General features: G+C 68.2%; 24 protein-coding genes. 12 read left to right on the forward strand and 12 right to left on the reverse strand.

All coding sequences use genetic code 11. The annotated features are described in order from the left end of the window. Window positions 1-21: 21 nt before the first annotated feature. The 5 genes from OF380_RS04065 to OF380_RS04085 form a co-directional block, all read right to left on the reverse strand. Entirely contained in the window at window positions 22-897 is an 876-nt protein-coding gene (locus OF380_RS04065; protein WP_264049511.1) for a F0F1 ATP synthase subunit gamma, read from the reverse strand. Between the two features lie 118 nt (window positions 898-1,015). Continuing rightward, on the reverse strand, window positions 1,016-2,545 hold the full coding sequence (gene atpA, locus OF380_RS04070; RefSeq protein WP_055948223.1) for a F0F1 ATP synthase subunit alpha: 1,530 nt from the start codon (window positions 2,543-2,545) through the stop codon (window positions 1,016-1,018). A gap of 69 nt (window positions 2,546-2,614) precedes the next feature. Further along, window positions 2,615-3,187 (reverse strand): F0F1 ATP synthase subunit delta, encoded by a 573-nt coding sequence (locus OF380_RS04075; protein WP_264049512.1) that lies wholly within the window; start codon window positions 3,185-3,187, stop codon window positions 2,615-2,617. A gap of 287 nt (window positions 3,188-3,474) precedes the next feature. After that, complete coding sequence (locus tag OF380_RS04080; RefSeq protein ID WP_264051178.1) at window positions 3,475-4,161, reverse strand: DsbA family protein; 687 nt, start codon at window positions 4,159-4,161, stop codon at window positions 3,475-3,477. A gap of 99 nt (window positions 4,162-4,260) precedes the next feature. Beyond that, window positions 4,261-4,890 carry a 2-hydroxychromene-2-carboxylate isomerase gene (locus OF380_RS04085; protein WP_264049513.1) on the reverse strand — a complete coding sequence of 210 codons (630 nt, stop codon included), beginning with the start codon at window positions 4,888-4,890 and terminating at the stop codon, window positions 4,261-4,263. A gap of 180 nt (window positions 4,891-5,070) precedes the next feature. Between OF380_RS04085 and OF380_RS04090 the strand changes: the two genes are divergently transcribed. Beyond that, window positions 5,071-6,312, forward strand: coding sequence for an argininosuccinate synthase (locus tag OF380_RS04090; protein WP_264049514.1), 1,242 nt, complete (start codon window positions 5,071-5,073; stop codon window positions 6,310-6,312). 54 nt (window positions 6,313-6,366) lie between these two features. On the opposite strand, the gene OF380_RS04095 is transcribed toward OF380_RS04090, so the two are convergent. The 4 genes from OF380_RS04095 to mtgA form a co-directional block, all read right to left on the reverse strand. Continuing rightward, window positions 6,367-7,257, reverse strand: coding sequence for an NAD(P)H-hydrate dehydratase (locus tag OF380_RS04095; RefSeq protein ID WP_264049515.1), 891 nt, complete (start codon window positions 7,255-7,257; stop codon window positions 6,367-6,369). Beyond that, window positions 7,254-8,018, reverse strand: coding sequence for a histidine phosphatase family protein (locus OF380_RS04100; protein WP_264049516.1), 765 nt, complete (start codon window positions 8,016-8,018; stop codon window positions 7,254-7,256). The genes OF380_RS04095 and OF380_RS04100 overlap by 4 nt, the downstream gene beginning before the upstream one ends. Before the next feature lie 87 nt (window positions 8,019-8,105). After that, the gene (locus OF380_RS04105) at window positions 8,106-8,672 is read right to left on the reverse strand and encodes a hypothetical protein (RefSeq protein ID WP_264049517.1); all 567 of its coding nucleotides are present in this window, start codon (window positions 8,670-8,672) and stop codon (window positions 8,106-8,108) included. A gap of 99 nt (window positions 8,673-8,771) precedes the next feature. After that, a complete protein-coding gene (gene mtgA / locus OF380_RS04110) occupies window positions 8,772-9,434 on the reverse strand; it encodes a monofunctional biosynthetic peptidoglycan transglycosylase (RefSeq protein WP_264049518.1) in 663 nt (220 codons plus the stop codon). Window positions 9,435-9,586: 152 nt separating this feature from the next. On the opposite strand from mtgA, the gene OF380_RS04115 reads away from it, so the two are divergent. Together OF380_RS04115 and leuB are read left to right on the forward strand one after the other, a co-directional pair. Continuing rightward, window positions 9,587-10,549 (forward strand): polyprenyl synthetase family protein, encoded by a 963-nt coding sequence (locus tag OF380_RS04115; protein ID WP_264049519.1) that lies wholly within the window; start codon window positions 9,587-9,589, stop codon window positions 10,547-10,549. Window positions 10,550-10,597: 48 nt separating this feature from the next. Beyond that, the gene (gene leuB, locus OF380_RS04120) at window positions 10,598-11,704 is read left to right on the forward strand and encodes a 3-isopropylmalate dehydrogenase (RefSeq protein WP_264049520.1); all 1,107 of its coding nucleotides are present in this window, start codon (window positions 10,598-10,600) and stop codon (window positions 11,702-11,704) included. Window positions 11,705-11,782: 78 nt separating this feature from the next. Here the strand turns inward: leuB and OF380_RS04125 are convergent, their stop codons facing one another. Then, the gene (locus tag OF380_RS04125) at window positions 11,783-12,190 is read right to left on the reverse strand and encodes a hypothetical protein (protein ID WP_244013682.1); all 408 of its coding nucleotides are present in this window, start codon (window positions 12,188-12,190) and stop codon (window positions 11,783-11,785) included. A 103-nt stretch (window positions 12,191-12,293) separates the two neighbouring features. Next, the gene (locus OF380_RS04130) at window positions 12,294-13,160 is read right to left on the reverse strand and encodes a hypothetical protein (RefSeq protein WP_264049521.1); all 867 of its coding nucleotides are present in this window, start codon (window positions 13,158-13,160) and stop codon (window positions 12,294-12,296) included. Window positions 13,161-13,377: 217 nt separating this feature from the next. On the opposite strand from OF380_RS04130, the gene OF380_RS04135 reads away from it, so the two are divergent. The 4 genes from OF380_RS04135 to OF380_RS04150 all read left to right on the forward strand — a co-directional run bounded on the left by OF380_RS04135 (window position 13,378) and on the right by OF380_RS04150 (window position 17,908). After that, window positions 13,378-14,388: an LLM class flavin-dependent oxidoreductase gene (locus tag OF380_RS04135; RefSeq protein ID WP_264049522.1), complete on the forward strand. Its 1,011-nt coding sequence runs from the start codon at window positions 13,378-13,380 to the stop codon at window positions 14,386-14,388. Window positions 14,389-14,615: 227 nt separating this feature from the next. Beyond that, complete coding sequence (locus tag OF380_RS04140; protein ID WP_264049523.1) at window positions 14,616-15,650, forward strand: aspartate-semialdehyde dehydrogenase; 1,035 nt, start codon at window positions 14,616-14,618, stop codon at window positions 15,648-15,650. 471 nt (window positions 15,651-16,121) lie between these two features. Beyond that, on the forward strand, window positions 16,122-17,225 hold the full coding sequence (locus OF380_RS04145; protein WP_264049524.1) for a hypothetical protein: 1,104 nt from the start codon (window positions 16,122-16,124) through the stop codon (window positions 17,223-17,225). Further along, the gene (locus tag OF380_RS04150; RefSeq protein WP_264049525.1) at window positions 17,225-17,908 is read left to right on the forward strand and encodes a hypothetical protein; all 684 of its coding nucleotides are present in this window, start codon (window positions 17,225-17,227) and stop codon (window positions 17,906-17,908) included. The genes OF380_RS04145 and OF380_RS04150 overlap by 1 nt, the downstream gene beginning before the upstream one ends. Window positions 17,909-17,967: 59 nt before the next feature. Here OF380_RS04150 and OF380_RS04155 read toward each other — a convergent pair whose 3' ends face one another. After that, on the reverse strand, window positions 17,968-18,636 hold the full coding sequence (locus OF380_RS04155) for a CatB-related O-acetyltransferase (RefSeq protein WP_264049526.1): 669 nt from the start codon (window positions 18,634-18,636) through the stop codon (window positions 17,968-17,970). Window positions 18,637-19,123: 487 nt separating this feature from the next. Here OF380_RS04155 and rimP point away from each other — a divergent pair, with 487 nt between their 5' ends. From rimP to OF380_RS04180, 5 genes are all read left to right on the forward strand, one after another. Next, window positions 19,124-19,927 (forward strand): ribosome maturation factor RimP, encoded by an 804-nt coding sequence (rimP, locus tag OF380_RS04160; RefSeq protein WP_264049527.1) that lies wholly within the window; start codon window positions 19,124-19,126, stop codon window positions 19,925-19,927. A gap of 84 nt (window positions 19,928-20,011) precedes the next feature. After that, window positions 20,012-21,616 carry a transcription termination factor NusA gene (gene nusA / locus OF380_RS04165; RefSeq protein WP_264049528.1) on the forward strand — a complete coding sequence of 535 codons (1,605 nt, stop codon included), beginning with the start codon at window positions 20,012-20,014 and terminating at the stop codon, window positions 21,614-21,616. A 41-nt stretch (window positions 21,617-21,657) separates the two neighbouring features. After that, complete coding sequence (locus OF380_RS04170; RefSeq protein ID WP_264049529.1) at window positions 21,658-22,398, forward strand: RNA-binding protein; 741 nt, start codon at window positions 21,658-21,660, stop codon at window positions 22,396-22,398. Window positions 22,399-22,471: 73 nt separating this feature from the next. Continuing rightward, entirely contained in the window at window positions 22,472-25,417 is a 2,946-nt protein-coding gene (gene infB / locus OF380_RS04175) for a translation initiation factor IF-2 (RefSeq protein ID WP_264049530.1), read from the forward strand. A 472-nt stretch (window positions 25,418-25,889) separates the two neighbouring features. After that, complete coding sequence (locus tag OF380_RS04180; protein WP_264049531.1) at window positions 25,890-26,765, forward strand: hypothetical protein; 876 nt, start codon at window positions 25,890-25,892, stop codon at window positions 26,763-26,765. Window positions 26,766-26,796 lie beyond the last annotated feature (31 nt).

The raw sequence follows: 26,796 nt of genomic DNA on the forward strand, positions 1-26,796 counted from the left end.
GGTCAGGGCGTCGGAGAGCGCTCAGAGCGCTTCGGCACCCGAGATGATCTCGATGAGTTCCTTGGTGATCATGGCCTGACGCGTGCGGTTGTAGATCTGCGTCTGCTTCTTGATCATTTCGCCGGCGTTGCGCGTGGCGGAATCCATGGCACCCGTGCGGGCGCCCTGCTCGGAGGCAGCGTTCTCGAGGAGCGCGCGGAACACCTGGACGGTGAGGTTGCGCGGGAGGAGCGTATCGAGGATCGCCTCCTCGCTCGGCTCGAACTGGAGCGCCGCGTCGGGGGCCGTGGCGCCGGTCTCCGGCAACTCGGCCGGAATCAGCTTCTGAGCGGTCGGGATCTGCGAGATCACCGAACGGAAGCGCGAGTAGAACAGCGTCGCCACGTCGAACTCGCCGGCATCGAAGCGGGCGATGATGCTCTCGGCAATCTCAGCGGCGAACTCGTAATCGACCGCCTTGTTGCCACGCAGGTCACGGTTCTCGATGATCTCGTCGCGAAACTGGCGACGAAGCAGGTCGTAGCCCTTCTTGCCGACAGTGATGATCTTCACCGTCTTGCCCTCGGCCGCCAGCTTGCGAGCGTGCTCGCGGGCCAGACGCGCGATCGACGAGTTGAAGCCGCCGCACAGGCCGCGGTCGGCGGTGCAGACGATGAGCAGGTGGGTCTTCTCCGCGCCGGTGCCGGAGAGGAGCTTCGGACCCTGGACGCCGCCGACGAGATTCGCCGCGAGGTTGCCGAGTACCTGCGACATCTTCTCGGCGTAGGGGCGCGCGCTCTCAGCGGCCATCTGGGCGCGCCGCAGCTTGGCGGCAGCGACCATCTGCATCGCCTTGGTGATTTTCTGCGTGCCCTTCACCGAGGTGATGCGGTTCCGCAGATCCTTCAAACTCGCCATGGGGTGACTTCCAGATCCATCCGCTGCCGCTCAAGGCGAGGCGCCCGAACGGACCGGGCGCCTGCTCTCACTGAGGTCCGGCCACCGGGAGGCGGCCGGTTTCACTGTTGACGTCAGCTCAGGCGAGCGACTTGGCGACGCTCTCGACAACGCCCTTCAGGGTCTTGGCGCTGTCGTCGGACAGGTCCTTCGAGTCGCGGATCTTGGTCAGCAGGTCAGCGTGCTTGGTGCGCAGGGCCGAGAGCAGGGCGTCCTCAAAGGGACGAACCTTGTTCAGCGGAAGGCTGTCCAGGTAGCCGTTCACGCCGGCATAGATCACCGCGACCTGCTCTTCCATCTTCAGCGGCGAGAACTGCGGCTGCTTCAGGAGTTCGGTGAGGCGCGAGCCGCGATTCAGGAGCTTCTGGGTCGAGGCGTCGAGATCTGAGCCGAACTGCGCGAAGGCGGCCATCTCGCGGTACTGCGCGAGCTCGCCCTTGATCTTGCCGGCGACCTTCTTCATCGCCTTCGTCTGAGCCGAGGAGCCCACGCGAGACACCGAGAGGCCGACGTTCACCGCCGGGCGGATGCCCTGGTAGAACAGGTCGGTCTCGAGGAAGATCTGGCCGTCGGTGATCGAGATCACGTTGGTGGGAATGTAGGCCGAGACGTCGTTCGCCTGGGTCTCGATGACCGGGAGCGCGGTCAGCGAGCCGTTGCCGGCGGCGTCGCCCATCTTGGCGGCGCGCTCGAGCAGCCGCGAGTGCAGGTAGAACACGTCGCCGGGATATGCCTCGCGGCCCGGCGGACGGCGCAGCAGCAGCGACATCTGGCGGTAGGCGACGGCCTGCTTGGAAAGATCGTCATACACGATCACGGCGTGCATGCCGTTATCGCGGAAGTACTCGCCCATGGCGCAGCCCGCGAAGGGCGCAATGAACTGCATCGGCGCGGCGTCGGAAGCGGTCGCCGCGATGACGATCGAGTATTCCAGAGCGCCATTGTCCTCGAGGGACTTTACGAACTGGGCGACGGTGGAGCGCTTCTGGCCAATGGCGACGTAGACGCAATAGAGCTTGGCGTTCTCGTCAGTGCCCGCATGGGCCGGCTTCTGGTTCAGGATGGTGTCGAGGGCGATGGCGGTCTTGCCGGTCTGGCGATCGCCGATGATGAGCTCGCGCTGGCCGCGACCGACGGGGATGAGCGCGTCGATGGCCTTGAGGCCGGTTGCCATCGGCTCGTGCACCGACTTGCGCGGGATGATGCCCGGCGCCTTCACGTCGACGCGGCGACGCTCGGTGGTGGCGATGGGACCCTTGCCGTCGATGGGGTTGCCGAGGGCGTCAACGACGCGGCCGAGCAGCGCCTTGCCGACCGGCACGTCCACGATGGCGCCGGTGCGTTTGACGGTCTGGCCTTCCTTGATGTCGCGATCGGACCCGAAGATCACGATGCCGACGTTGTCCTGCTCGAGGTTGAGGGCCATGCCGCGCACGCCCGACTCGAACTCGACCATCTCGCCAGCCTGAACGCTGTCGAGGCCGTAGGCGCGGGCAATGCCGTCACCAACGGACAGGACCTGGCCGACCTCGGTCACTTCGGCTTCCTGGCCGAAATTCTTGATCTGGTCCTTCAGGATCGCGGAGATCTCGGCGGCGCGGATGTCCATCGTCGGGCCTCTTATCGTTGATTGAATGAATGGGGTTGGGAACGGGAAGCGGTCGGGCCTCGGAGGCCCTTACCGGGCTTCCCGCATCGCGAGCCGAATTCCGTTGAGCTTGGTGCGAAGCGACGCGTCCACCATGCGGCTGCCGATCTTGACCACGAGGCCCCCGATCAGGCTGGGGTCGATCCGGAGGTCGAGGTCGATCTCGGACTTGGCGACGTCGCGCAGGGAAGCCTTGATCTCCTCGACGACGGCATCCGAGGGACGCTCGGCGACGGTGACTTCGGCGCGGACGATGCCCTTCGACTCCCGCACCAGGGCACGGAAGGCGCGGATCATGTCGGGGAGTGCGAACAGGCGGCGGTTAGCGGCGGCGAGGCGGATGAAGTTGCCGCCTATGCCACCGATGCCGGACTTCTCCAGGAGGGCCAGGATGGCGGCTTCCTGCTCGGCGCCCGAGAAGATCGGGCTGCGCACGAAGCGGCGCAGGTCCGCACTCTCCTTGAGCATCCCGTCGAACCGATCGAGGTTCGCCGCGACGCCATCGATGTCACGCTCGTCGCGCGCCAGCTCGAACAAAGCCGACGCGTAACGCGCCGCTACGCCTGCAACCGGGGAACCCGCCTCGGAACCGTTCTGCGCCACGCGCCGCTCTCTCTTCAATCCTGCCTGAGGGCTCCGCCCGTTTCACACCGTGTTCGGCGGGGGCTCAAGAACCGTCAGGATTGGGAACGTGCCGGTCTGCGCGAGCTGTAGAAGCCTGCCCTTCCGGCGCGGCGAGGGCCTAGCATGCGTGTAGAGGGGGCGCAAGACGAGGGAACTTGCGCCGAGGCCTTGCTGAACGTGGAAACCCCGACCCGGTTCGGTGCGCGGAAACGGTGGCGAAGGTGAGGCATCCCCTTCGTTCAGATCGGTCGGCGGAGAACCGGACTTCAGCAGGCGACCTGATCGCAGCGTCGGGACGCGGCGATCATTCGGGCGAGGGCCTTCGGTCCCGGATGACCGAGAAGACCTGTATTGCCAAGGACGTAGGAGGGGGTCGCGGACAGGCCGAGATCCGCGGCCATGCGCATCTGGGCCTTCAGGGCGAGGCGAACGTCCTCGCTGTCTGCGATCGTCTCGATCTCGCCCGAGGTCACGCCGAGCTTGGTCGCGGCCTGCAATGCGCCCGGACCGTCGATCCTGCCGGGCTTCGCCAGCAGCGTGCGATAGAGGCTCCAGGCGGCCGCCGAACCGAGCTTGCGCTGAACCGCGAGCGCGACCTTCGCGGCCTGGGCGGATTGAACCGCGAGAATTGGGTTGTTGATGAGCCCGATTCGCAGGGCCGGGTCACTCTCGCTCAACGAAGCCATGTCCGCCGCCGCCTTCCGGCAGTACGGGCAGTTGTAGTCGAAGAACTCGTAGAGGGTGGTGCCGGCATCCGCCGGACCGATATACGTCACCCCGCGCAAGGCCGGTATTTCGCCAACGATCTCGCCGGGCAGGCGCATGTTCGCGACCGGACGGCCCTCGTCATTCTCGACCTTGTAGGCCTGGCCATAGCCCTGCGCCAGGACGGGCCCCAGGCTCGAGGCGAGGCCGGCGGATGCCAGGAGGAAGCGCCGACGGTCGAGGCGCAGCGAAGCGAGGCTCATGGGGCAGCCCGGAATACGAGGGAAAGCGGTCAGGCTTCTAGACCGGGCGTAGCCGCGCCGCCAGCATCACCCTCCGGCGACGCTCTATTCGCGCATGGCACCTGGCCGGTCGCCCGCAGCCCAGGCCAGGGCCTGCTCCAACCGGTCGTTGCCCCAGAACAGCTCGCCATCATCGGTCAGGAAGGTCGGCGCGCCGAAGATGCCGCGGGAGCGAGCCTCCTCGCCGTTGACCCGCAGGCGCCCCTTGTTGGCCTCGGTCGCAGCCTGCTTGAGGATGATGGTCCCGTCGAGCCCGAGCCCGTTGAGAAGCGCTACGACGGCGGGGGGCTCGGCGATCGACTGTCCCCGCGCGAAGGCACTCTCGTAGACGGCCTTGGAGAAGGGCACGAGCCAATCGTGGTCCATGCCGTACGTGGCGGCGCGCGTGGCACTCAGGCTGTTTTGCGGGAAGGGATCGGGGCGCTTCACGGGTGGCAGCCCGAAGCGTGCGGCCTCGCGCTCCACGTCGCGCCACATGTGCCGGCCCTTGGCGGGATAAAGGTTGAAGGGCGAGGAATTCCACCCTTGCGCGGCGAAGATGGGCCCAACGAGGAACGGCCTCCAGCGCACCTCGACCCCACTTGCCTGCGCCAGTGCCTCGATCCGCATGGCAGCGAGATAGGAATAGCTGGACGCGAACTCGTACCAGAATTCGATTGTCGGCCTACGCGGCATGCGTCGAATCTCCGGGTCCAAGGTCGGCCGCAAGTGTCACCTGCAGGCGTGGCTGCGACAAGGCGGTTTCGTGCCACGGTCATGCTGGGCGAACGCCGCCGGCGGCATGGCGGTTGCACGGTCCCGCGCTCCGCTGATAAGCCGCCGCCATCTCGAAGTCCCGAACCTGAAGCGAGCCCCATGTCCGACGCGAATCCGAAGCCCGTCAACAAGGTCGTGCTCGCCTATTCGGGCGGCCTCGACACCTCGATCATCCTGAAGTGGCTGCAGACCACCTATGGCTGCGAGGTCATCACCTTCACCGCCGATCTCGGCCAGGGCGAGGAGTTGGAGCCGGCGCGTCGCAAGGCCGAACTCCTCGGCATCAAGCCCGAGAACATCTTCATCGAGGACCTGCGCGAGGAATTCGTGCGCGACTACGTGTTCCCGATGTTCCGGGCCAACGCAGTCTACGAGGGCGTCTACCTCCTCGGTACCTCGATCGCCCGCCCGCTGATCGCGAAGAAGCAGATCGAGATCGCCGAGCGCCTCGGGGCCGATGCGGTCTGCCACGGGGCCACCGGCAAGGGCAACGATCAGGTCCGGTTCGAGCTCGGCTATTACGCACTGAAGCCGGACGTGACCGTCATCGCGCCCTGGCGCGAGTGGGACCTGAAGAGCCGCGAGCAGCTCATCGCCTTCGCCGAGCAGCACCAGATTCCGATCTCGAAGGACAAGCGCGGCGAGAGCCCGTTCTCGGTGGACGCCAACCTCCTGCACGCCTCCTCTGAGGGCAAGGTTCTGGAGGATCCCGCCGACGAGGTGCCGGACTACGTCTACTCACGTACCATCTCGCCGGAGGAAGCTCCCGAGACGCCGACCATCGTCACCATCGGCTTCGAGAAGGGCGACGCGGTCTCCATCGACGGCGAGGCGCTCTCCCCCGCGAGCCTGCTGGCCAAGCTCAACCAGCTCGGGCACGACAACGGCATCGGCCGGCTCGACCTCGTCGAGAACCGCTTCGTCGGCATGAAGAGCCGCGGCATGTACGAGACGCCGGGCGGCACCATCCTGCTGCCGGCCCACCGCGCGATCGAGTCGATCACCCTGGACCGGGGTGCGGCGCATCTGAAGGACCAGCTCATGCCGCAATACGCGGAGCTGATCTACAACGGATTCTGGTTCTCGCCGGAGCGCGAAATGCTTCAGGCGCTCATCGACAAGAGCCAGGAGATGGTCACCGGCGAGGTCCGGCTGAAGCTCTACAAGGGCGGTGTGCATGTGATCGGCCGCACCAGCCCGAACTCGCTCTACGATCAGGACCTGGTCACCTTCGAGGAAGGTGCAGTCGCCTACGACCACCGCGACGCAGCTGGCTTCATCAAGCTGAACGCCCTACGCCTGCGTACGCTCGCCCAGCGCAAGAAGAAGCTCGGCGCCTGATCCGCGACGATTGCCCCTTCTACGCGAGGGGGGGCGATCACAGCGGCGGAGGACTCAAGCATCGGCATCCACGGCGCGAATCAGCGCCGGAACCTCGCCCGAGATCTCCCGGGCCAGGAAGCCGACGGGGCCAACGGATGCGGCAAGGCGTGCACCGGCCTCGCCGTGCAGGTAGACGCCCCAGAGCGCCGCCCGAACCGGTTCGACGCCGCGCGCCAGGATGCCGGTGATGATTCCGGCGAGCGCGTCGCCGGATCCGGATGTGGCCAGACCGACACCACCACCGGCGTAGTGCCAGCACGCGCCATCGGGCGCGACGATCCAGCTCTCGGCGCCTTTCATGATCACCACCGCCTGAAACAGCTCGGCCGCGCTTTGCGCAGCCCTGAGGGGCTCGGCTTCTACGGCTTCCCGCTTCCAGTCGAGAACCTGCGCCATCTCGCCCGCATGCGGTGTGAGAATGGGCCGTCGCCCAAGAGCGCGCACGGTCGCAGCATGCTGGTTCAGTTCGCAGATCGCCCCCGCATCGAGGACATAGGCGGTGTCCGTATGCTTCGTCAGCAGCGCCTCGACGAGCGCCGTCGTGGGGCCGCAAGTGCTCATACCGGGCCCAATGAGAACGGCGTCGCATCGATCGGCCGCCTTGGAGACCTGCTCAAGCGCTCCCTCCGGGTCGATCTCGCCGGCATTGGTCTCTGGCAGGCCAATCACCATCGCCTCGGGCACGGCGAGCGCCATCGCCACGGCGACGCTGCGGACGGACGCGATCTTCAGCTTACCGGCCCCCGCACGAAGTGCCGCGACGCCGGCGAGGAAGACGGCGCCGGGGACTTCAGCGCAGCCACCGAGGACGAGGACGCTGCCACGGTCGTCCTTGCTGCCGGCCTCCGGTGTCGGCAGGGGGAGAGCACGCAAACCCTCGCGTGTCAGTTGGTTGTGCTTCATCGGACGTCCTCCTTCGGCGAGGGCTCGGCCGTGATCGGCGCGCCGGCTCGCTCCATCGGTGCGACGAAATTGTAGCGCTCGAGCCTGACCCCGCCCGTGGTTCCGGCTTCCGCGCGGTACGCGTATTCGGTGACCGAGCAATTCAGGACATCGCCTTCCGCATCGATGCCCAGGATCTCCGCCTCGGTCATCTGCTCTAGAAGGTAGCGCAGGCAGAGGACGACGACCTGATGGGCGACGATGAGCACCCGCTTCTCGCCGTGATGCAGGGAAATGGTATCCATGGCTCCGCGCAGGCGCAGAATCACGTCGCACCAGCTCTCGCCGCAGGTCGGACGGTAGTAGAACTTTCCGAGCTGAGCTCGGAGAGCGGCCTGTTCGGGATAGAGTTCCTCGATGCCCGTGCGGGTCAGGCGATCGAGCAACCCGAGCTCCTTCTCCCGAAGGCGCTCGTCGACGAAGTCGTCGGAAGCCTCGGCGGCCACGCCTCCCGCCTGCCGGATGCCCGCAACGGTCTGTCGTGCTCGGCGATAGGGGGAGGTGAGGACCACGTTCGGGCGCTCGGACTCGGGCATCGCCGCGAACCACGCGCCGAGGGCCTCGGCCTGCGATTGGCCCCGCTCGCTCAACGGGACGTCGACGTCACGCTCCGTGATGTCGATACGCGAGAGCCCCGCATCGACGGCCGCATCCCGGGCGACATTCCCGGCGCTCTCGCCGTGACGGACAATCCAGATCCGGCTCGGCCAGCGTTGCAGCATTCATAGGGTCCTCGGCTTGATCGTCCTCCCCAACGCTCGCGAGGGCCGGACGTTCGATCCTGCGCGGCTTTGACCCTGGAACCGGCGTCAGGCCGGAAGCCAACGCGCTCCATCCCGGCGAAAATCACCGGGACCCAGATCGGCATAGCGCAGGAAGATCTGGAGCGCCGGCTGCATTTCGTGGTGCTGGTCTGGCAGGTCGGCCACAGCGCCGTAGGGCGCCTGCGTATCGACCGCCGGGACGTCGCGAGCGGCGTCCCACAGGATCGCGAGGGTGCGGACCAAGGCGATATGGTGTTCGGTCACGTCGAAGGTGACGTGCTCGGGCGTCTCGCCGGTGGATTCGTCGCGAAACACGTCGCCGACATCGTCCGAATCGAGCTTGGCCAGGGTGTTGTGGTAGGCATAGCGTCCCGGCTTCAGAACCGCATTGTCCGTGAATACCGCGAGCGCGTCCCCCAGCGCTCGATGCTCCTCGTCCGCCCCGTCGTCGTCACCGGTCACGTTGAAGATGTCGCCATCGCGATCGGTGCTGCCGTAGGGCGCATCCGGATGGACAATGGGAGCACCGGCGCCGTCGCGGTTCCAGGCCACCACCATCCGGCGGATCAGGGCGATACGCTCCAGCGTGAGTTCGAAGGTCGGCTCGGTCATCGTCGGGTCTTTCGCGCGTGTCGCCGCGAGGGCGCCCGTCTCGGCCGATGGGGGCCGCCGGGAGGTTGGGCGGCAGGTACCCGATCCGGCGGTTGCGGGCTACCGCTTCAGGCAGCCCATCAGCCCCGAGACGCCGTTCATGCGCGCCTGGATCCGGGCGGCCTGGGCCCGCACGCCCCGCGACGGCAGGGCAGGATTGCGCAGGATCGGGTTCGGCAGCACGGCAGCGAGCAGGGCCGCCTCGCCGCGCGTGAGCGCGCGGGCGGGCTTGCCGAACCAACGCTGCGCCGCAGCTTCCGCCCCGAACACCCCTTCTCCCCACTCCGCGATGTTCAGGTAGATTTCCATCGTGCGCGGCTTCCCCCAGAGAGCATCGGCGAGGAGCGCCAGGGGAATCTCCAGGCCCTTGCGGATCACGGACCGGCCCGGCCACAGGAAGACGTTCTTCACGGTTTGCATCGGGATCGTCGAGGCGCCCCGGCTCGGCCCCTCCTCGTCATCGACCACGTCCCGCAGCGCGCCCCAATCGACGCCACCGTGCAGGCAGTAGCGCTGGTCTTCCGACGCCACGACCGCCTGGACGAGGTACGGCGAGATCGCGTCCAGGCTCACCGCCTGACGATCCACGGATCGCAGCGTCAACCAACGTCCGAGCATCAGGGTTGAGGGCGGCGTCAGCGCGCTATAGACGAGCGCGAGGCACAATAAGAGAGCGAACGCGAGAATGGGGAGGAGCAGGATGAGATTGACGACCCGCCGCATCACCCCGCCCCTGCGCGTGCCGAAGGCCCTGCGCGATGCCCCAGGGCGCGCCGCGACCGTCCGCAGCGGCCTCTCCGCGCTCTCCCCAGCGTCCTGAATCCGAACCTCCCCCGCCCGCGACACGACATCCCCGACCGAAGGCCCGACCGAACATGACGTCAACGCAAGGATCCCACGCTTCGGTCAAGGCGGATGCCCCGATGGATGCGTTTTCCCACAGGCTTGCGACGGTCGCCGACACGGTCGAAGCCTACCTCGCCGAGCGGCTGGCGCCCGAGACGCAGGCCGGGGAGATCACCCGGCCCGTGCGCTTGATGGAGGCCATGCGGCACGCGGTGCTGGGCGGCGGCAAGCGCCTGCGTCCGTTCCTGGCCATCGAGACCGCGCGGATGCTCGGCGGCTCCGAGACCGGCGCCCTCGCTGCCGGTTCGGGCATCGAGCTCGTCCACTGCTATTCCCTCGTCCACGACGACATGCCGGCCATGGACGATGATGACATGCGGCGCGGCAAGCCGACCGTGCACAAGGCCTATGACGAGGCCACCGCCATCCTGGTCGGCGACGCGCTTCAGACCCTGGCCTTCGAGATTCTCGCCGACGCCACCTGGCAGCCCGATCCGGCGATCCGCGCGGACCTCGTCCTTGGCCTGGCGAAGGCGTCGGGGCTCGGCGGCATGGTCGGCGGCCAACTCCTCGACCTTGGCGCGGAAGGCCGCTTCGGTCCCGTCTCCCTCGGCGTCGACGAGACGCTCCAGCTCCAGGCGATGAAGACGGGCGCGATCCTGGCCTTCTCCGTCGAAGCCGGCGCCATCGTAGGCGGTGCGACGCCGGACCAGCGCAAGGCGCTGTTGCGCTACGGTCATGCGCTCGGCCAGGCCTTCCAGATCGCCGACGACATCCTCGACCGCGAGGCCTCGCCTGAGGCCATGGGCAAGGCGACGGGGAAGGACAAGGATGCCGGCAAGGCCACCCTCGTCGACCGCCTCGGCCTCGACGGCGCACGGGCCGAGTGCGACCGTCTCGTGGGCGTCTGCGACGACGCCGTCTCGGCCTGGGGCGACAAGGCGGAGATCCTGCGGCAGGCGGCCCGTTTCACGGTGGCGCGCAAGGTCTGACATCGGAACCCATTTCGATTCTACGAACCCCTTCTGCGAGTTGATCCCATGACCCCCTACAAGCTCCTGCTCCTGCCCGGCGACGGCATCGGCCCCGAGGTGATGGCCGAGGTGGAGAAGGTGATCGGTACTCTCGCCGAGATGGGTCTGGCCAGATTCGAGATCGAACGCGACCTCGTCGGTGGCAGCGCCATCGACGCGCACGGCAAGCCGCTCACCGACGAGGCCCTGGCGCGGGCGGATGCCGCCGACGCCATCCTGCTCGGCGCCGTGGGCGGCCCGAAATGGGCCGACGTCGCCTACGAGATCCGGCCCGAGGCGGGCCTGCTTCGCCTGCGCAAGGATCTCGGGCTCTTCGCGAATCTGCGCCCGGCCATCTGCTACCCGGCTCTGGCCGACGCCTCGGCTCTCAAGCGCGAGCTGGTCGAAGGCCTCGACATCATGATCGTGCGTGAGCTCACCGGCGGCGTCTATTTCGGCGAGCCGAAGGAGATCACGCTCCTGCCGGACGGCTCCAAGCGCGCCGTCGACACACAGGTCTACACCACGTCCGAGATCGAGCGCATTGCCCACGTGGCCTTCGATCTCGCGCGCAAGCGCTCTGGCCGGGTCGCCTCCGCGGAGAAGCACAACGTGATGAAATCCGGCGTCCTCTGGAAGGAGGTCGTCACGAAGGTCCATGCCGAGTACAGCGACGTCACCCTCGAACACGTGCTCGCCGACAACTGCGCCATGCAGCTCGTACGCCGCCCCAAGCAGTACGACGTCCTCGTGACCGACAACCTGTTCGGCGACGTCCTCTCCGATGTGGCGGCGATGCTCACCGGGTCACTCGGCATGCTGCCCTCCGCCTCTCTCGGCGCGGTCGATACCAGGGGGAGCCGCAAGGCGCTGTACGAGCCCGTGCACGGCTCGGCCCCCGACATCGCGGGCAAGGGCTACGCCAACCCGATCGCCATGATCGGCTCGCTCGCCATGTGCCTGCGCTACTCCTTCGGCCTCGGGGAGGCCGCCGACCTTCTCGAATCGGCCGTCACCCGCACCCTCGCCTCGGGCGCCCGCACTCGGGACATCGCTGGCGAGGGCGTCACGCCGATCAGCACCGGTGAGATGGGCGACGCCATCCTCCGCGAACTGAAGCACGCGGCCACCTGAAGGCCGCGAACTTCCGGTCGGCGCAAACGAAAACGGGCCCCGCAAGGGGCCCGTCGCAGATCCGACTTGCGTCGGAGTTCAGTAGGGGTTGCCGTAGCGCGAGACGTAGGAGGTCGGGTCGATTGCGTCGACCGCCGAGAAGTCCACGTTGCGGATTGCGCTCGACCGGGCGCCGATGAACGGACCGTTGGTGATCGGATCGGGCAGGATGCCGCCACCGAAGCGATCGTTGCGGCCGTAGGGCGGGGAGTTCAGGTAGCTGGCGGTGATGAAGTGCGGGTTCGTGGCCGGGTTGCCCACGGAGCCGTTATTGGCCTCGACCACGTTGCCGGCATCGAGCCAGCTGCGCGGACGAATGCGAATCGGCAGCGGGGCACTGACGCGGTAGCCGGCCGGAGCGTAGCGGCCCTGGGCCTCGGCAGCGGTGTTCGCGCCGACGGCAGCGAGGGTAAGGGCGCCCATCAGGGCAATCGAGGCTGAGCGCATGACGCACCTTCGTTGAGACTGGGGGACTGTAGGCCGCGCTTCCTTAAGAAACTCGGCCTTCTCTCTGGAGGGAAGACGTGCCAGCGCGGCCGTTGTTCCCGCATTATGGCCGCGCTTGGCCCGACGGCCGTAGTTTGGCCTCATTTTTTCGTGCGCGCCGACTCGGGATCGAACCCGTTTCGCCGCCCACATCCCGTTCCGCGACAGCGCGGGGGCCACAGGCCGGATCGCGCAGGGGCGCCAAGGCCGCGAAGGCGCCCTCCCCTTCCGGCCAAGCTTGACCGTTCAGAGTGACCTTGTCGAGGGCGCAGACGACCGCTCGGGGTTCGGGCGCCTGTCCGAGGGGCGCGCAGAGCCACCCATCGAGGCGTAGCAACCCTGGTTTGCGGCTGGTGAAGCCGGCGCAGGTGCGCTTGCCCTCGCCGCCGAGGGTGATCTCGAGGGTCTCGATCGCACCGAACTTGGTCTCGATCGATCCGCGCTCGCCGGTGCGGAGGACGGCGAGGCCCTGCGCCTCGGCCGCGCGCCGGGCAAGGGTGACGAACAGGCTCTGCCCCGCCTCCGAGCCGGGTGTTTCGGTCAGTGTCAGGCGCAGATAGGGCATCTCGATGCTGGCGAAATCGCCCTGAACGAGCACGTCTTCGCGCTGACCGCTCAAGGGGTTGAGCCGGGCAGGCTCCGCGCGCACCGGCTCGAGTGCGGCGGGATCGTCGAGGTGAAAGCGCGGCGCTGTGAGGGCGAGCGGCAGCGCCGGGCGGGCCGCGCGCAGCGAAGGCGCGATGCCGGATCCGGTGGCCTGGGCGGAGGGCGGAGGTACGGCTGGTGCCATTTCCCGTTTCTCACGGGCGAACAGGCTGAGGAGCGCGATGGCGCAGCCCGCGACCGTGACCTGGGCAAGCCGTCTCAGGATCGGGAACGGGCGCACGGGCTCGAGCGCCATCGGGTCGCCAGGATCGAGTGTCGTCGGCATCGCGGTCCGGGGTTCGCCGGCGGCAGGGCTTCGCCACCGGATGCGGATCCTGCGGCGAGGGCCCGACCATCCGGTTTCCGCGTGGGTCGGAGGCGGGGTTTTTCGGTGGGTAGGGTGAATCGTCCGTGCCGGCGAACGGGGTGCCCCGCCTTGAAGCGGCGGGGTGCCGTGGCGATCTGAGGCGAGGGGCACCACCGCGACAGCACACCAGGAATCCATGATCCCCTTGTCCGTCCTCGACCTCGCCTTCGTGCCGGAGGGTGCGACGCCCGCCGATGCGCTGGCCAACAGCGTCGACCTCGCGCGGCATGCCGAAGGGCTCGGCTACCGCCGGTTCTGGCTCGCCGAGCACCACAACATGGTGGGTGTGGCCAGCGCCGCGACCGCCGTGGTGATCGGCCATGTGGCTGCGAACACACGTGAAATCCGCGTCGGCGCCGGCGGGATCATGCTGCCGAACCACGCGCCCCTGGTGATCGCCGAACAGTTCGGCACCCTGGAGACACTGTTCCCCGGCCGGATCGACCTCGGCCTCGGACGGGCGCCCGGCACCGATCCGCGCACGACCCGGGCCCTGCGGCGCTCGGGCGATGCGGACAGCTTCCCGCAGGACGTGCTCGAGGTGCAGGCGCTGCTGGGGGATCCGCTGCCCGGGCAGGCGGTCCAGGCGGTGCCCGGCACCGGCACGAAGGTGCCCCTGTGGATCCTCGGCTCGAGCCTGTACGGGGCGCAGCTCGCGGCGATGCTGGGCCTGAGCTATGCGTTCGCGTCGCATTTCGCGCCCGATCAGCTGCTCGCCGCCGTTGCATCATACCGCGCGCGCTTCCAGCCGTCGCTGCATCATGCGGCACCTTACGCGATGATCGGCATCAACGTCGTTGCAGCCGACACCGACGCCGAGGCGCATCGCCTGTTCACCTCGGCCCAGCAGCAATTCACCAACCTCGTGCGCGGTACGCGCGAGCGCCTGCCCCCGCCGATCGACGACATCGAGGCCTATTGGGCGCCGCACGAGAAGGCCCAGGCCTCGCGGATGCTGGCGCGGTCCCTGGTCGGCTCGCGGGAGACGGTGGCGCGGGGGCTCGCCGACCTCGTGGCCGAGACGGGGGCCGACGAGATCATGGTGGCGAGCGCGATTCACGACCCGGCGGCGCGGCGGCGCTCCTACACGATCCTGGCCGAGGCGCGGGACGCGCTGAGCCGGGGCCCGGCCGCCCGGGTGGCCTGAACCGCGCGACGGCGCTTGACAGCGGCGGGAGCGAGGCGTCTTGCTCCCGCCCTTGGCGACTCATGCTGCGGTGCGCACGCCGCAAGGGGCATGAGCGTCGCGATGCGGCGGACCGGAGGACGGGCCGCCCTCCCCCCGATGGCGCGGAGCGGGGAGGCGAACAGGAGCCGCGCCGGGACGGGACGCCGCGGGCGCCGTCCCCGGGCGCGAGAGTGGAGTGAAGAACCATGGGTTACAAGGTCGCCGTCGTCGGTGCCACGGGCAATGTGGGCCGCGAGATGCTGGACATCCTGTCCGAGCGCGCCTTTCCGGCGGACGAGGTGGTGGCGATCGCGTCGCGCCGCTCGGCCGGGCAGGACGTGTCCTTCGGCGACAAGATCCTGAAGGTGAAGGCGCTCGACACCTACGATTTCTCCGACACGGACATCTGCCTGATGTCGGCCGGCGGCGAGACCTCGAAGGAGTGGTCGCCCCGGATCGGTCAGACCGGCTGCGTGGTCATCGATAACTCGTCGGCCTTCCGCTACCACCAGGACGTGCCGCTGATCGTGCCCGAGGTGAACCCGGAGGCGATCCACGGCTTCTCCAAGCTCAACATCATCGCCAACCCGAACTGCTCCACGGCGCAGCTCGTGGTCGCGCTGAAGCCGCTCCACGACGCGGCCACGATCAAGCGCGTGGTGGTGGCGACCTACCAGTCGGTCTCCGGCGCCGGCAAGGACGCCATGGACGAACTGTTCCAGCAGACCCGCTCGGTCTTCACCGCCGGCGAGATCAAGGCCGAGAAGTTCCCCAAGCGCATCGCCTTCAACGTCATCCCGCACATCGATGTGTTCATGGAGGACGGCTACACGAAGGAAGAGTGGAAGATGGTGGCCGAGACCAAGAAGATGCTCGACCCCAAGATCAAGCTCACGGCCACCGCCGTGCGCGTGCCGGTGTTCATCGGCCACGCCGAGGCGGTCAACGTCGAGTTCGAGCGCCCGATCACCGCCGAGCAGGCCACGGCGCTCCTGCGCTCGGCCCCCGGCATCATGGTGGTCGATAAGCGCGAGCCCGGCGGCTACATGACCCCGCACGAGGCCGCCGGCGAGGACGCCACCTACGTCTCCCGCATCCGCGAGGACGGCACGGTGGAGAACGGCCTCTCGTTCTGGTGCGTCGCCGACAACCTGCGCAAGGGCGCGGCGCTCAACACCGTACAGATCGCCGAGATGCTGGTGAACCGGAAGCTGTTGAAGCGGGCCCAGGCGGCCGCCTGAAGCCAATTTTTCCGACGTCGGCCGCTGGATCACCAGCGGCCGCCAGCGTTGCGACCGACGCCGTCCCATCCCGTGGGGCGGCGTTCTGCGTTTCAGGCGCATCAATGCCTCAGACGGCTTCCGGTTGACGGGTTCGCCAGGTCGAGACGCCTGACGCGGGGCTCCCCGAGAGATGTGGCGGCGAGAGCCTTCGGGCAAAGCGGGGTCATTCATCCCGGTTCTGTCGTGAGAGCGCCACGGTGCTCCTTCTCCGGGAAGGCGTGGCTGCGAGCACCATTCGGGAGAACGAGGGATGCCGACGAATTCGATTCGGTCGGGCAGCGCTTCAGGGTTCCCTTCCGTGGACGCAGAGGGAACGCTTCGTGGGCGCGGCTCCGAAGCGATCAATAGAGCTTGATCTAAGATAATAATCCTTGAAATTTTTCCTAGGCTGAGTTAGAAAAGAACATAACATGAACATAGGCGGTCACGATGTCAGGTCCTCAGCGCCCGAGTCCGTCGTTTCCTGCCAACGAGGCGCGTGATCTGCGCCTACTCCTCGCGGTCCTGAGGACCGAGACGAAGCTGGTTCGGCTGCGCCGCGCCCTGAGCCACAAGTACAATGCCGATCAGCCGCGGGTGCAGGCCGGACAGAGAGACGGCGGGCGCTGGGTCTCGGACGGAGGCGGCTCCGGCGACCCCATCGGCTCGTCGCCCCGAACGGGCGGCCGGTGGGCGTTGCTGGAGGGCGACCCGGATGCCGGGACGCCGCAAAGAACGATGTTGGACGGCGGCGGGGAGGTTCTGTCGATCCGGGTGCGCTCCCGTCGGGGCGAGTGGGACGAGCAGCACGCCGTCGTCACCCCGGACGGCGACAGCCGCGTCTTTGAGAACGCGGGCGAGGTGCAGACGATTCGCGATGGGCAGACCGGCGAGGTGTTGTCGCGATCGACCTTCGCGGGCGTTGGCACCGCGCCCGCAGCGACAGTGCAACCGGCCTTTCTGCCGGCCGTGCCCTTCGTCGTGGCCCCTGCCATCGCGACGACGATCGAAGCTGGCGCGCTGCTTTTCACGTATCTGCGAACGCGGCCGGGCACATTCGGGCGGCAACCGGGTCGGACGGCTTTCAAATATGATTTCCAGGCAGATGCAAAGAATACAGTTTCAAAAATCTGGATCGGGCACGTCGATCAAACGACCTTGAATGTATATTGCCCGCTCAATCCCGAAGTTCAGGAGGTAACCGATGAGGCGACGCGTCGGCTGAAAGCCCTAAATTCCCATCTGAGCGATCCGGAACTGGGTACCCTGATTCATTACGATATCGGCGAGACATTTAAACTGCGGAACTATCCGAACGTTCGTGTCGAATACTCGATCGATAAGACTCAGGGAACGGGAGTTAATTACGGGGAGCATAATTCTGTTCGCCTGGACTTATATGAGTATACCCCCAATCGGATGGTTTGCGTCTACGATTACAAGACGGGCAAAAGAGGCCTTAGCGCGACGAGAGCCCTCCTCCTGGCAAGGATCGCACAGGTGCATTTCCCGGACGCCAAAGGCGTCGTCATTATCCAGGTGAGGCCGAATTGATGACGACGAAACAGCAAATCAAAGGCTTGTACGCGCCACTTCTCCAAGCAAACCCGGATCTGGTCCCGGCCGGCAGGAACAGGGTTTGGCTGAAGCCCGTGGGGCCTGTGGGACGGATGATCCTCGTCGATCGGATCTCGAATCCGCGAGTCTGTGTGGTGAGCTGGCACCTGGTCCCGTTCTTCATGCACGAAACGCGATCCTGGCAAGATCTGGGACGAGGCGGAGATAGAATCCAGCGATCTGCTCACTTCCCCGGAGGCTATGGTTGGTTCTGGTCTGATCCCACCATCTACGAGGATTTCGTGCATCAGGTCGATGCGGTGGCCCTCTCGGCGTTCCGAACCCTGGATACTGGCCGCAAATGCTTGGAATTCGCGAGCACACACCCGGACCGTAAAGGTTTTCTCAATCAGGACTGGCATCTCGCGGCCTGCATTGCCCTCGATGAGCTCAAGAGAGCCCAGGAGATCTGGGCCGAGATGAGGCCTTTCTACTTCAGCGATCACGTCCCGGAGCACGCCTCCCTGCAGCGGATGCGCGACCGGCTCCGCTTGCTCGATCAACCCTTACGCGCGGGAAACCGAGACGTGCTCTTCGCGATCCTGCGCCGCTGGGAAGCGGAGACCATCGCCGGATCGCCGCTGGAACCGTACTGGTCTCCCGGACAATACCCCCTTTGAAGCCGATTGGCGTGTCGAGCCCGGCCGAGGGCAAGACGGCTATCGAGGCCTGGGTCTGGTCAGGTGCCGGTCAGGCTTCCGGTCGCCTCGGCCTCCAACGCCGCCACATCCCCACCGCTGATCGCCGGCAGGCAGCGCGTGATCCGCTCCGGCGTCCAGTCCCACCACGCCAGGGCCTGCAGGCGCTCCGCCACCTCCGGCGGCACCCGCATCCGCACGAAGGTGGCCGGGTTGCCGGCGACGATGGCGTAGGGGGGCACGTCGCGGGTCACCACGGATTTCGCCGCCACGACGGCGCCGTTGCCGATGGTGACGCCCGGCAGGATCGTCGCGTCATGGCCGAGCCAGACATCGTGGCCGATCACCGTATCGCCCCGGTTCGGAAAGACGGTTTCGTCCGCGAAGCGCCCGATCCAGGCCCCGCCGAAGATGGCGAAGGGGTAGGTCGAGGGCGCATCGAGGCGGTGATTGCCGCCGTTCATGAGGAAGCGCGTGCCCGCCGCGAGGGCGCAGAAGCGGCCGATCCGCAGCCGGTCGCCCAGGAAGGCGAAGTGGTAGAGGATGTTGTCGAGGAAGGCCTGCGGCCCGGCGGGATCGTCGTAATAGGTATAGGCGCCGACCTCGACGTTCTCCGGCAGGGGCAGGTTGCGGAGGAAGGTGACGCGCGGGTGGTCCGGCAGGGGGTGCAGGCTGTCGGGGTCGGGGCCGAAGCGGGGATCGTGGGGCATGGTGGGGGCTCCGAGGAGGGCTCGTGTTCGCGCAAGATCGCACGATCCGCTCGTCCCGACGCATCGGCGCGCGTCGACGCCGCCGGACCTGTCGACACCCCTCCTTCTTGAGGAGAGCGCCGCGTCATTCCGGGGCGCCAGAGGCGAGCCCGGAGCCGAAGGGGCGCGCCGGAGGCGTGCAATCCCGGTCCGCCGACGGAGCCGGGCCTTGTACCACCTTCGGCTCTGGATTCCGGACTCCGCTGCGCGGCCCCGGAATGACGGGGTGGTTCGTCCGCCCGCGACGCGCGACGCGACGTCCACGGTGATCGGATCGGCCGAAACCGCTTGAAAATCGAAGTGAACCGGACTACTTTCATCGCATCAGTTCTGGTTGCAGTTGTGAGACTGCGGTTCGGGAGTGGGCCCCACCGGGTCCGCTCTTTTTTATTGCCGCAAGGACTCCCGCGCCGGATCGCCGCCGACAGGGCCGGACCACAAGCGCAGCATGGCAAACACGATCGACAGCGACCTCTCGGAAAAGCGCCTCATCACCGAGACGGGGGTGGCCGCGCGGGTGGTGCAGGTCATCGAGGCCTCGATCCAGGGCCTGGGCTATCGCGTGGTCCGGGTGAAGGTGTCGAGCGCCAACGGCTGCACGGTGCAGATCATGGCCGAGCGGCCGGACGGCACCATGACGGTGGACGATTGCGAGGCGGTGAGCCGGGCGATCTCGCCGCTCCTCGACCTCGATGACCCCATCGGCAAGCCCTACTACCTCGAGATCTCCTCGCCGGGCATCGACCGGCCCCTGGTGCGGGCGGTCGATTTCGCGCGCTGGGCCGGCTACGAGGCCAAGGTGGAACTGGCCGTGCCGATGGAGGGGCGCAAGCGCTTCCGGGGCATCATCGGCCCGCCGAATCCGGACGGGCTCACGGTGCCGATCGACCTGCCCGACGTGAAGGAGGGCCTGCCGAGCCGGATCGACCTGCCCCTGCGCGATCTCGGCGACGCCTACCTCGTGCTCACCGACGAACTGGTGCGCGAATCCCTGCGCCGGGGCGGCCCGCCCGACCTCGACGCGGATGACGACGCGGACGCAGACGACGTGGAGCAGGACGAGACGGAGGCCGAGCCGGCCCCCGCCCCGCTCAAGAAGAAGGTCTCGCGGCCCCTGAAGCCGAAGGCCTCGCAGAGGCCCAAGCCCGTCAAGGTCGAGACCGAGGCGAGCCTCGCCATCAAGGCGAAGAACAAGGCCAAGCCCGTCCGCACCAAGGCGGTGCGGGTGAAGGACGACGGCAAGCTCCACTAGATCTTTCGCGCTCGCTTCCGGTGCCGCAGGGCGGCCCGGGACGGCGGATCCGAACACCCTACGACGAAGAGAAGGACGAAACCGATGGCCGTCGTCAGCGCCAACAGGCTCGAACTCCTGCAGATCGCCGAAGCGGTCGCCCGCGAGAAGGTGATCGACCGCTCCATCGTCATCGACGCGATGGAGGAGGCCATCGCCAAGGCCGCGCGCTCGCGCTATGGCGCCGAGACCGACGTGCATGCCGAGATCGACCCGAAGACCGGCGCCCTGCGCCTCTCGCGCCACCTCGTGGTGGTGGACGAGGTGGAGAACGACGCCCGCGAGGTCACCCTGGAGCAGGCCCGCCGCTACAACCCCGGCGCCCTGGTCGGCGACGTCATCTCCGACACCCTGCCGCCCTTCGATTTCGGCCGCGTGGCCGCCCAGTCGGCCAAGCAGGTCATCGTCCAGAAGGTGCGCGACGCCGAGCGCGACCGCCAGTTCGACGAGTACAAGGACCGCATCGGCGAGGTCGTGAACGGCCTCGTCAAGCGCGTCGAGTACGGCAACGTCATCGTGGATCTCGGGCGCGGCGAGGGCATCGTGCGCCGCGACGAGATGATCCCGCGCGAGACCTTCCGGCCGGGCGACCGCATCCGCTCCTACCTGTTCGACGTGCGCCGCGAGGTGCGCGGACCGCAGATCTTCCTGTCGCGCTCGCATCCGCAATTCATGGCCAAGCTGTTCGGCCAGGAAGTGCCGGAGATCTACGACGGCATCGTCGAGGTGAAGGCGGTGGCCCGCGATCCGGGCTCGCGCGCCAAGATCGCGGTGATCTCCCGCGATGGCTCCATCGATCCCGTCGGCGCCTGCGTGGGCATGCGCGGATCCCGCGTCCAGGCGGTGGTCGGCGAACTCCAGGGCGAGAAGATCGACATCATCCCGTGGTCCGAGGACCAGGCGACCTTCATCGTCAACGCGCTGCAGCCGGCGGAAGTCGTGAAGGTGGTGCTGGACGAGGAGGCCGACCGCATCGAGGTGGTGGTGCCGGACGACCAGCTCTCGCTGGCCATCGGGCGGCGCGGCCAGAACGTGCGCCTCGCCTCCCAGCTCACCGGCTGGGACATCGACATCCTGACCGAGGCCGAGGAATCCGAGCGCCGGCAGAAGGAGTTCGCCGAGCGTACCGCGATCTTCATGGAAGCCCTCGACGTGGACGAGACCGTGGGCCAGCTCCTCGCGGCGGAGGGTTTCCGCAACGTCGAGGAGATCGCCTACGTGGAGGCGGGCGAGCTCGCCAACATCCAGGGCCTCGACGAGGAGAGCGGCACCGAGATCCAGGCCCGCGCGCAGGACCACCTCGCCCGCGTCGAATCGGAGTTCGATGCCAAGCGCCAGGAACTCGGCGTGCAGGACGAGCTGCGTGAGATCGACGGCATCACCACCCCCATGCTGGTGGCGCTCGGCGAGAACGACGTGAAGACCATCGAGGATCTCGCCGGCTGCGCCACCGACGATCTCGTCGGCTACACGGAAGGCCGCGGCCCCGAGGCCAAGCGCCATGCCGGCTACCTCGACGGCTTCGAAGTCTCCCGCGCCGAGGCGGAGGCCATGGTGATGGCCGCGCGCGTCCATGCGGGCTGGATCGAGGCCCCGGTCGAGGCGGACGAGGCCACCGACGCCCCCGAGGACGAGGCGACCCCGGCCTGAGCGCCGCGCCCCCTCCCGACCCCACAGGATCCCGACGCCGCATGACGGGCGACCCCGCCGACACCGAAGACGCCACCGAGGCCGACCCGGGCACCCTGCTCGATGCCGGCCTCGGGCGGGGTCGCGGCAATGCCCTGCGCACATGCCTCGTCACCCGGGTGGCGCAGGCGCCGGCGGGGATGATCCGCTTCGTGCTCGGGCCCGACGGCGCCGTGGTCCCGGACCTGCGCGCCCGCCTGCCCGGGCGCGGGGCCTGGCTCACGCCGACGCGGGCAGTGGTGAACAAGGCGGTGAAGCGCCGCGCCTTCCAGCGCGCCTTCAAGACCAAGGACGCCACCGCCCCCGATCTCGCCGACCGCATCGCCGAGAGCCTGCGGGCGGACCTGCGCCAGTCCCTGTCGCTGGCCAACAAGGCCGGGGCCGTGGTCGCGGGATTCGCCAAGGTCGAGGCGGCGATCGGCGACAAGGCCAGCGTCGCGGCGGTGATCGAGGCCTCCGACGGAAGCCCCGACGGACGCCGGAAGATCGTCGCGGCATTGCACCGGCGGCATGGCAGTGCCATATCCGGCATTCCCGTCATCGATGACCTGTCCAACGAAGAATTGGGCGTGGCCTTGGGTCGGGATCATGTGATACATGCGGCTCTCGTCGCAGGAGTCGGAGCTTCCGGCTGCCTTGCGCGTTGGCGTCGGCTCCGCTCCTTCGAAGGATTGGCGACGACGGCCGAGGAGGCCGGCTCCGCTCCCGACGGGCGGGCCGCTTCCGATCTGCACGATGACTGAGATGACGGCTTTACCCGGCGCACAGCGGTCTGCCGGTTCACGGGACGATGGAAACCCTCAGGGTTTGGACTGAATGAGCGATACGAACAATCCGGGCGACAAGACGCAGGCGAGACCCCCTTCGAAGCCGCTGTCCTTGAAGCGCCCGATCGAGCAGGGAACGGTGCGTCAGAGCTTCTCCCACGGCCGCACCAAGCAGGTCGTGGTCGAGACCGTGAAGCGCCGTGTCATCGGCGCGGCACCGACCGCACCCGCGCGCGAGACGACCCCGGTCGCCCCGGCGACCCGCGTGGCCCCGCCGCCGCCGCCCGCCGCACCGCGTCAGGCCCAGCGTTCCGCCAACGGCGTCGTGCTGCGCACCCTGAGCGAGCAGGAGAGCAACGCCCGCGCGGCGGCGCTCGCCGACGCCAAGCGTCGCGAGGCCGAAGCCCGGCAGCGCGCGGAGGCCGAGGCTGCCGCCGAGCGCGAGCGCCTGGCCGCCGAGCAGCGCGAGCGTGAGGCCGCCGAGGCCCGCAAGCGCGAGGAGGAAGCCCGCCGCCGCAAGGAGGAAGAGGAGCGCCTCGCCGCCGAGGAGGCGCGTCGCGCCGCCGAAGCCGCCGCGCAGGAGGCCGCCCGGGCCTCCAGCGCCGCCGCGAACGCGCCGGCCCCCGCCCCTACGGTGTCGAAGACCGCCCCGATGCCGGCGGCCCCGACCATCGTGCGTGCGGCACCCCCGACCGCCGCGACGCCGCCGGCCGCCGAGCGTCCCGCCCCGGCTCGCCCGGCCGCCCCCGCTCGCCCGGCTGCCGCAGCCGCCGCCCGTCCCGGTGCTCCGGCGGCGCGTCCGCCGCTGACCGCCCGGCCGACGCCCGCCGAGCCGCGCAAGACCATCACGGCCGACGTGCGCAAGCCGCGCGACCTGAACTTCATGGCCCGTCCCGCCCCGGCGCCGGAGCCGGAGCCCACCGCCCCGACCGCGGCCACCGCCGCGCGTCCGGCCGGTGCTGCCACGACCGCCCGCGCGCCGGGCCGTCCCCAGGCCGCTGAGGAGGAGAACGAGCAGAAGCGCGTGATCCGCCGCCCCGGCATGCCGCTCAAGATCATCACGCCGCCCAAGACCCCGAAGCAGCCGGGCGGCGACCGGAACCGCGGCCGACTCACCATCGCCACGGCCACCTCGGGCGAGGACGAGCGCACGCGCTCCGTCGCTTCGTTCCGCCGGCGCCAGCAGCGCATGAGCGGCAACCGCCACGTGGAGCAGAAGGAGAAGCTCTCGCGTGAGGTGACGATCCCGGAGACGATCACGATTCAGGAACTCGCCAACCGCATGTCGGAGCGGGCCGTGGACGTCATCCGCCTGCTGATGAAGCAGGGCGAGATCCACAAGATCACCGACGTGATCGACTCGGACTCGGCACAGCTCATCGCCGAGGAGCTCGGCCACACCGTCCGCCGCGTGGCGGAATCGGACGTGGAAGAGGGCCTGTTCAGCGACGAGCCGGAGCTGGAGGAGGATCTCGATCCGCGTCCCCCGGTCGTCACGATCATGGGCCACGTCGATCACGGCAAGACCTCGCTGCTCGACGCCATCCGCAAGACCACCGTGGTCTCGGGTGAGGCCGGCGGCATCACGCAGCACATCGGTGCCTATCAGGTCGCGTCGCCGAGCGGCGACATGGTCACCTTCATCGACACCCCCGGCCACGCGGCCTTCACCTCCATGCGCGCCCGTGGCGCCAAGGTGACGGATATCGTCGTGCTCGTGGTGGCGGCCGATGACGGCGTCATGCCCCAGACGGTGGAGGCGATCTCCCACGCCAAGGCGGCCGGCGTGCCGCTCATCGTGGCGATCAACAAGATCGACAAGCCCGACGCGAACCCGCAGCGGGTCCGCACCGAGCTGCTCCAGCACGACATCCAGGTCGAATCCATGGGCGGCGAGACCCTCGAATTCGAGGTTTCGGCCAAGACCGGCGACGGTCTGCCGGACCTCCTCGAGGGCCTGCAGCTCCAGGCCGAGATCATGAACCTGCGCGCCAACGAGACGCGCGATGGTGAAGGCACGGTCATCGAGGCCAAGCTCGATCGCGGTCGCGGCCCCGTGGCCACGGTCCTGGTCCAGCGCGGCACCCTGTTCACCGGCGACATCGTGGTGGCCGGCGCCGAGTGGGGCCGCGTCCGCGCCCTCATCGACGACAAGGGCGAGAACGTTCCGTATGCGGGGCCGTCGGTGCCCGTGGAGGTGCTCGGCTTCAACGGCACGCCGGATGCGGGCGACCGCGTCGTGGTGGTTCCGAACGAGGCGCGGGCCCGCGAGGTCACCGAGTACCGTGCCCGCCAGAAGCGCGAGCGCATCGCCGCTCGCACCGGTGGCGCGAACCGCTCGCTGGTCGACATGATGCGCGACCTCAAGGAGGGTGCGGGCCGCAAGGAACTCGCCCTCGTCGTCAAGGGCGACGTACAGGGTTCGGTCGAGGCCATCAACGGCGCGCTGGAGAAGCTCGGCAACGACGAGGTGTCGGCGCGCATCCTGCTCGCGGGCGTCGGCGGCATCACCGAGTCGGACGTCACCCTGGCCGAGGCCTCCAAGGCCGTGGTCATCGGCTTCAACGTGCGGGCCCACAAGGAAGCGCGCGAGTCGGCCGAGAGCAAGGGCGTCGAGATCCGCTACTACAACATCATCTACGACCTCGTGGATGACATTAAGTCGACCCTGTCGGGCATGCTGCCGCCGACGCTTCGCGAGGAGCGCCTCGGCGAGGCCCAGATCCTGCAGATCTTCGACGTGTCGAAGGTCGGCAAGATCGCCGGTTGCCGCATCACCGACGGCATGGTCCAGCGCGGCGCCCACGTTCGCCTCATCCGCGACAGCGTGGTCATCCACGAGGGCAAGCTGTCCCAGCTGAAGCGCCTGAAGGACGACGCGAAGGAAGTCACCGCCGGCTACGAGTGCGGTATGTCCTTCGAGAACTTCCAGGACATGCGGGCCGGCGACACCATCGAGTGCTACCGGGTCGAGGAGATCCGCCGCACGCTCTGAGCGTCCGGCGCTTCATCGAGAACCGAACGGGGTCGCGACATCGGTCGCGGCCCCGTTCTGCGTTTTGGGCTCGCGTCTACCGCTCCTCTTTGTGGGAACGCTTTCTCCGGGGATCATCCCGGTTCGGTCGTGACGCATGCGGGCCTTCCTCTCCTGGAAGGCAGAGCGACGGCGCAGTGCCATCTGCGATCGCCCCGCCTGGACGGAGAGGGAACCGGCACATCTTGCGACAGGCGTCGGTGCGCAAGCCCCGGGGAACCGAGCGCCATCGCGCAGACCGCGCCTCGGTGAGACGCGACACGCATCCTCGCGCGGACACCGGGGTCCCCGACCCAAAGCCCCACTGCCCGCCGCCTTAACCCCATCGGCGAGTTTGCCTGGGGGAAGCGTCCCATCCGCCCCGTCCCGTCGCGCGGGCCCCGTTATGATCGTACGCAGGCGGCCGGCATGGCGGCGCGATCGAGGCGGCACGATGCTGAATTCCTACGCCCTGCGGCGGGCCCTGTCGGACAACAAGTACCGGAAGATCTTCGTGGAGCGGCTCACCGAGCCGCTGCACCTGAACCTCATCTCGGCCGGCGTGGCCCTGTTCGGCAGCTACCGGGCCAAGGTCGCCTTCGACCTGATCGTGCGCCAGCAATACGCGTTCCCGGTGCTGTTCGCGGCCGACGAGGCACGGAAGCTCGGGCTCTCCCGCATTCAGGTGCTCGAATTCGGCGTGGCCACCGGTGCCGGACTGATGAACCTCTGCGACTGCGCCGCCCGCACGGAAGCCGCCACCGGCATCGCCGTCGATGTGATCGGGTTCGACACCGGCAGCGGCATGCCCCCGGCGATCGATTACCGGGACATGCCGGAATATTTCCAGGAGGGCGATTTCCCGATGGATTTCGAGGCCCTGCGCCGCTCCCTGCCCGGGCGCTGCCGGCTCATCATCGGCGATGTCGCCGAGACGATCCCGGCCTATCTCGCCGGCGTCACGGCCGAGGCCCCGATCGGCTTCGTCTCGGTGGACGTGGACTATTACTCCTCCGCCGCGAGCACCCTGACGGTGCTCGACGGGGGCCCCGAGCAGTACCTGCCGCTCCTGCCCGTCTACCTCGACGATGTCGGCATGGACGGCGCGAATCCCTGGACCGGCGAGTTGCTGGCGGCGGCCGAATTCAATGCGCGCCAGCCCCTGCGCAAGATCGCGCCCTTCAACCTCCTGCGCTCGAAGCGGGTGTTCAAGAACGCCCAGTGGATCGACCGCATGTTCACCGCGCATATCCACGATCACCCGGCGCGGACCCCCGCGACGGCGAAACGTGCGCAACAGGCCTATATCCCGAACGAGTATTTGCGCTAAGAGAGGCGCCTTCGGCGTCCGCTTCGTTTCG

The sequence above is a fragment of the Methylobacterium sp. FF17 genome (assembly GCF_025813715.1).
Classification (GTDB): Bacteria; Pseudomonadota; Alphaproteobacteria; order Rhizobiales; family Beijerinckiaceae; genus Methylobacterium; species Methylobacterium flocculans.

Excerpts from the sequence above, each read along its gene's own strand:
- OF380_RS04105 (WP_264049517.1), bottom strand. The coding sequence starts at position 8,672 with ATGACCGAGCCGACCTTCGAACTCACGCTGGAGCGTATCGCCCTGATC.
- OF380_RS04095 (WP_264049515.1), bottom strand. The coding sequence starts at position 7,257 with ATGAAGCACAACCAACTGACACGCGAGGGTTTGCGTGCTCTCCCCCTG.
- mtgA (WP_264049518.1), bottom strand. The coding sequence starts at position 9,434 with ATGCGGCGGGTCGTCAATCTCATCCTGCTCCTCCCCATTCTCGCGTTC.
- OF380_RS04155 (WP_264049526.1), bottom strand. The coding sequence starts at position 18,636 with ATGCCCCACGATCCCCGCTTCGGCCCCGACCCCGACAGCCTGCACCCC.
- OF380_RS04170 (WP_264049529.1), top strand. The coding sequence starts at position 21,658 with ATGACGGGCGACCCCGCCGACACCGAAGACGCCACCGAGGCCGACCCG.
- rimP (WP_264049527.1), top strand. The coding sequence starts at position 19,124 with ATGGCAAACACGATCGACAGCGACCTCTCGGAAAAGCGCCTCATCACC.
- OF380_RS04180 (WP_264049531.1), top strand. The coding sequence starts at position 25,890 with ATGCTGAATTCCTACGCCCTGCGGCGGGCCCTGTCGGACAACAAGTAC.
- OF380_RS04100 (WP_264049516.1), bottom strand. The coding sequence starts at position 8,018 with ATGCTGCAACGCTGGCCGAGCCGGATCTGGATTGTCCGTCACGGCGAG.
- OF380_RS04150 (WP_264049525.1), top strand. The coding sequence starts at position 17,225 with ATGACGACGAAACAGCAAATCAAAGGCTTGTACGCGCCACTTCTCCAA.
- OF380_RS04135 (WP_264049522.1), top strand. The coding sequence starts at position 13,378 with ATGATCCCCTTGTCCGTCCTCGACCTCGCCTTCGTGCCGGAGGGTGCG.
- nusA (WP_264049528.1), top strand. The coding sequence starts at position 20,012 with ATGGCCGTCGTCAGCGCCAACAGGCTCGAACTCCTGCAGATCGCCGAA.
- OF380_RS04090 (WP_264049514.1), top strand. The coding sequence starts at position 5,071 with ATGTCCGACGCGAATCCGAAGCCCGTCAACAAGGTCGTGCTCGCCTAT.
- atpA (WP_055948223.1), bottom strand. The coding sequence starts at position 2,545 with ATGGACATCCGCGCCGCCGAGATCTCCGCGATCCTGAAGGACCAGATC.
- leuB (WP_264049520.1), top strand. The coding sequence starts at position 10,598 with ATGACCCCCTACAAGCTCCTGCTCCTGCCCGGCGACGGCATCGGCCCC.
- infB (WP_264049530.1), top strand. The coding sequence starts at position 22,472 with ATGAGCGATACGAACAATCCGGGCGACAAGACGCAGGCGAGACCCCCT.
- OF380_RS04130 (WP_264049521.1), bottom strand. The coding sequence starts at position 13,160 with ATGCCGACGACACTCGATCCTGGCGACCCGATGGCGCTCGAGCCCGTG.
- OF380_RS04125 (WP_244013682.1), bottom strand. The coding sequence starts at position 12,190 with ATGCGCTCAGCCTCGATTGCCCTGATGGGCGCCCTTACCCTCGCTGCC.
- OF380_RS04140 (WP_264049523.1), top strand. The coding sequence starts at position 14,616 with ATGGGTTACAAGGTCGCCGTCGTCGGTGCCACGGGCAATGTGGGCCGC.
- OF380_RS04145 (WP_264049524.1), top strand. The coding sequence starts at position 16,122 with ATGTCAGGTCCTCAGCGCCCGAGTCCGTCGTTTCCTGCCAACGAGGCG.
- OF380_RS04115 (WP_264049519.1), top strand. The coding sequence starts at position 9,587 with ATGACGTCAACGCAAGGATCCCACGCTTCGGTCAAGGCGGATGCCCCG.
- OF380_RS04065 (WP_264049511.1), bottom strand. The coding sequence starts at position 897 with ATGGCGAGTTTGAAGGATCTGCGGAACCGCATCACCTCGGTGAAGGGC.
- OF380_RS04085 (WP_264049513.1), bottom strand. The coding sequence starts at position 4,890 with ATGCCGCGTAGGCCGACAATCGAATTCTGGTACGAGTTCGCGTCCAGC.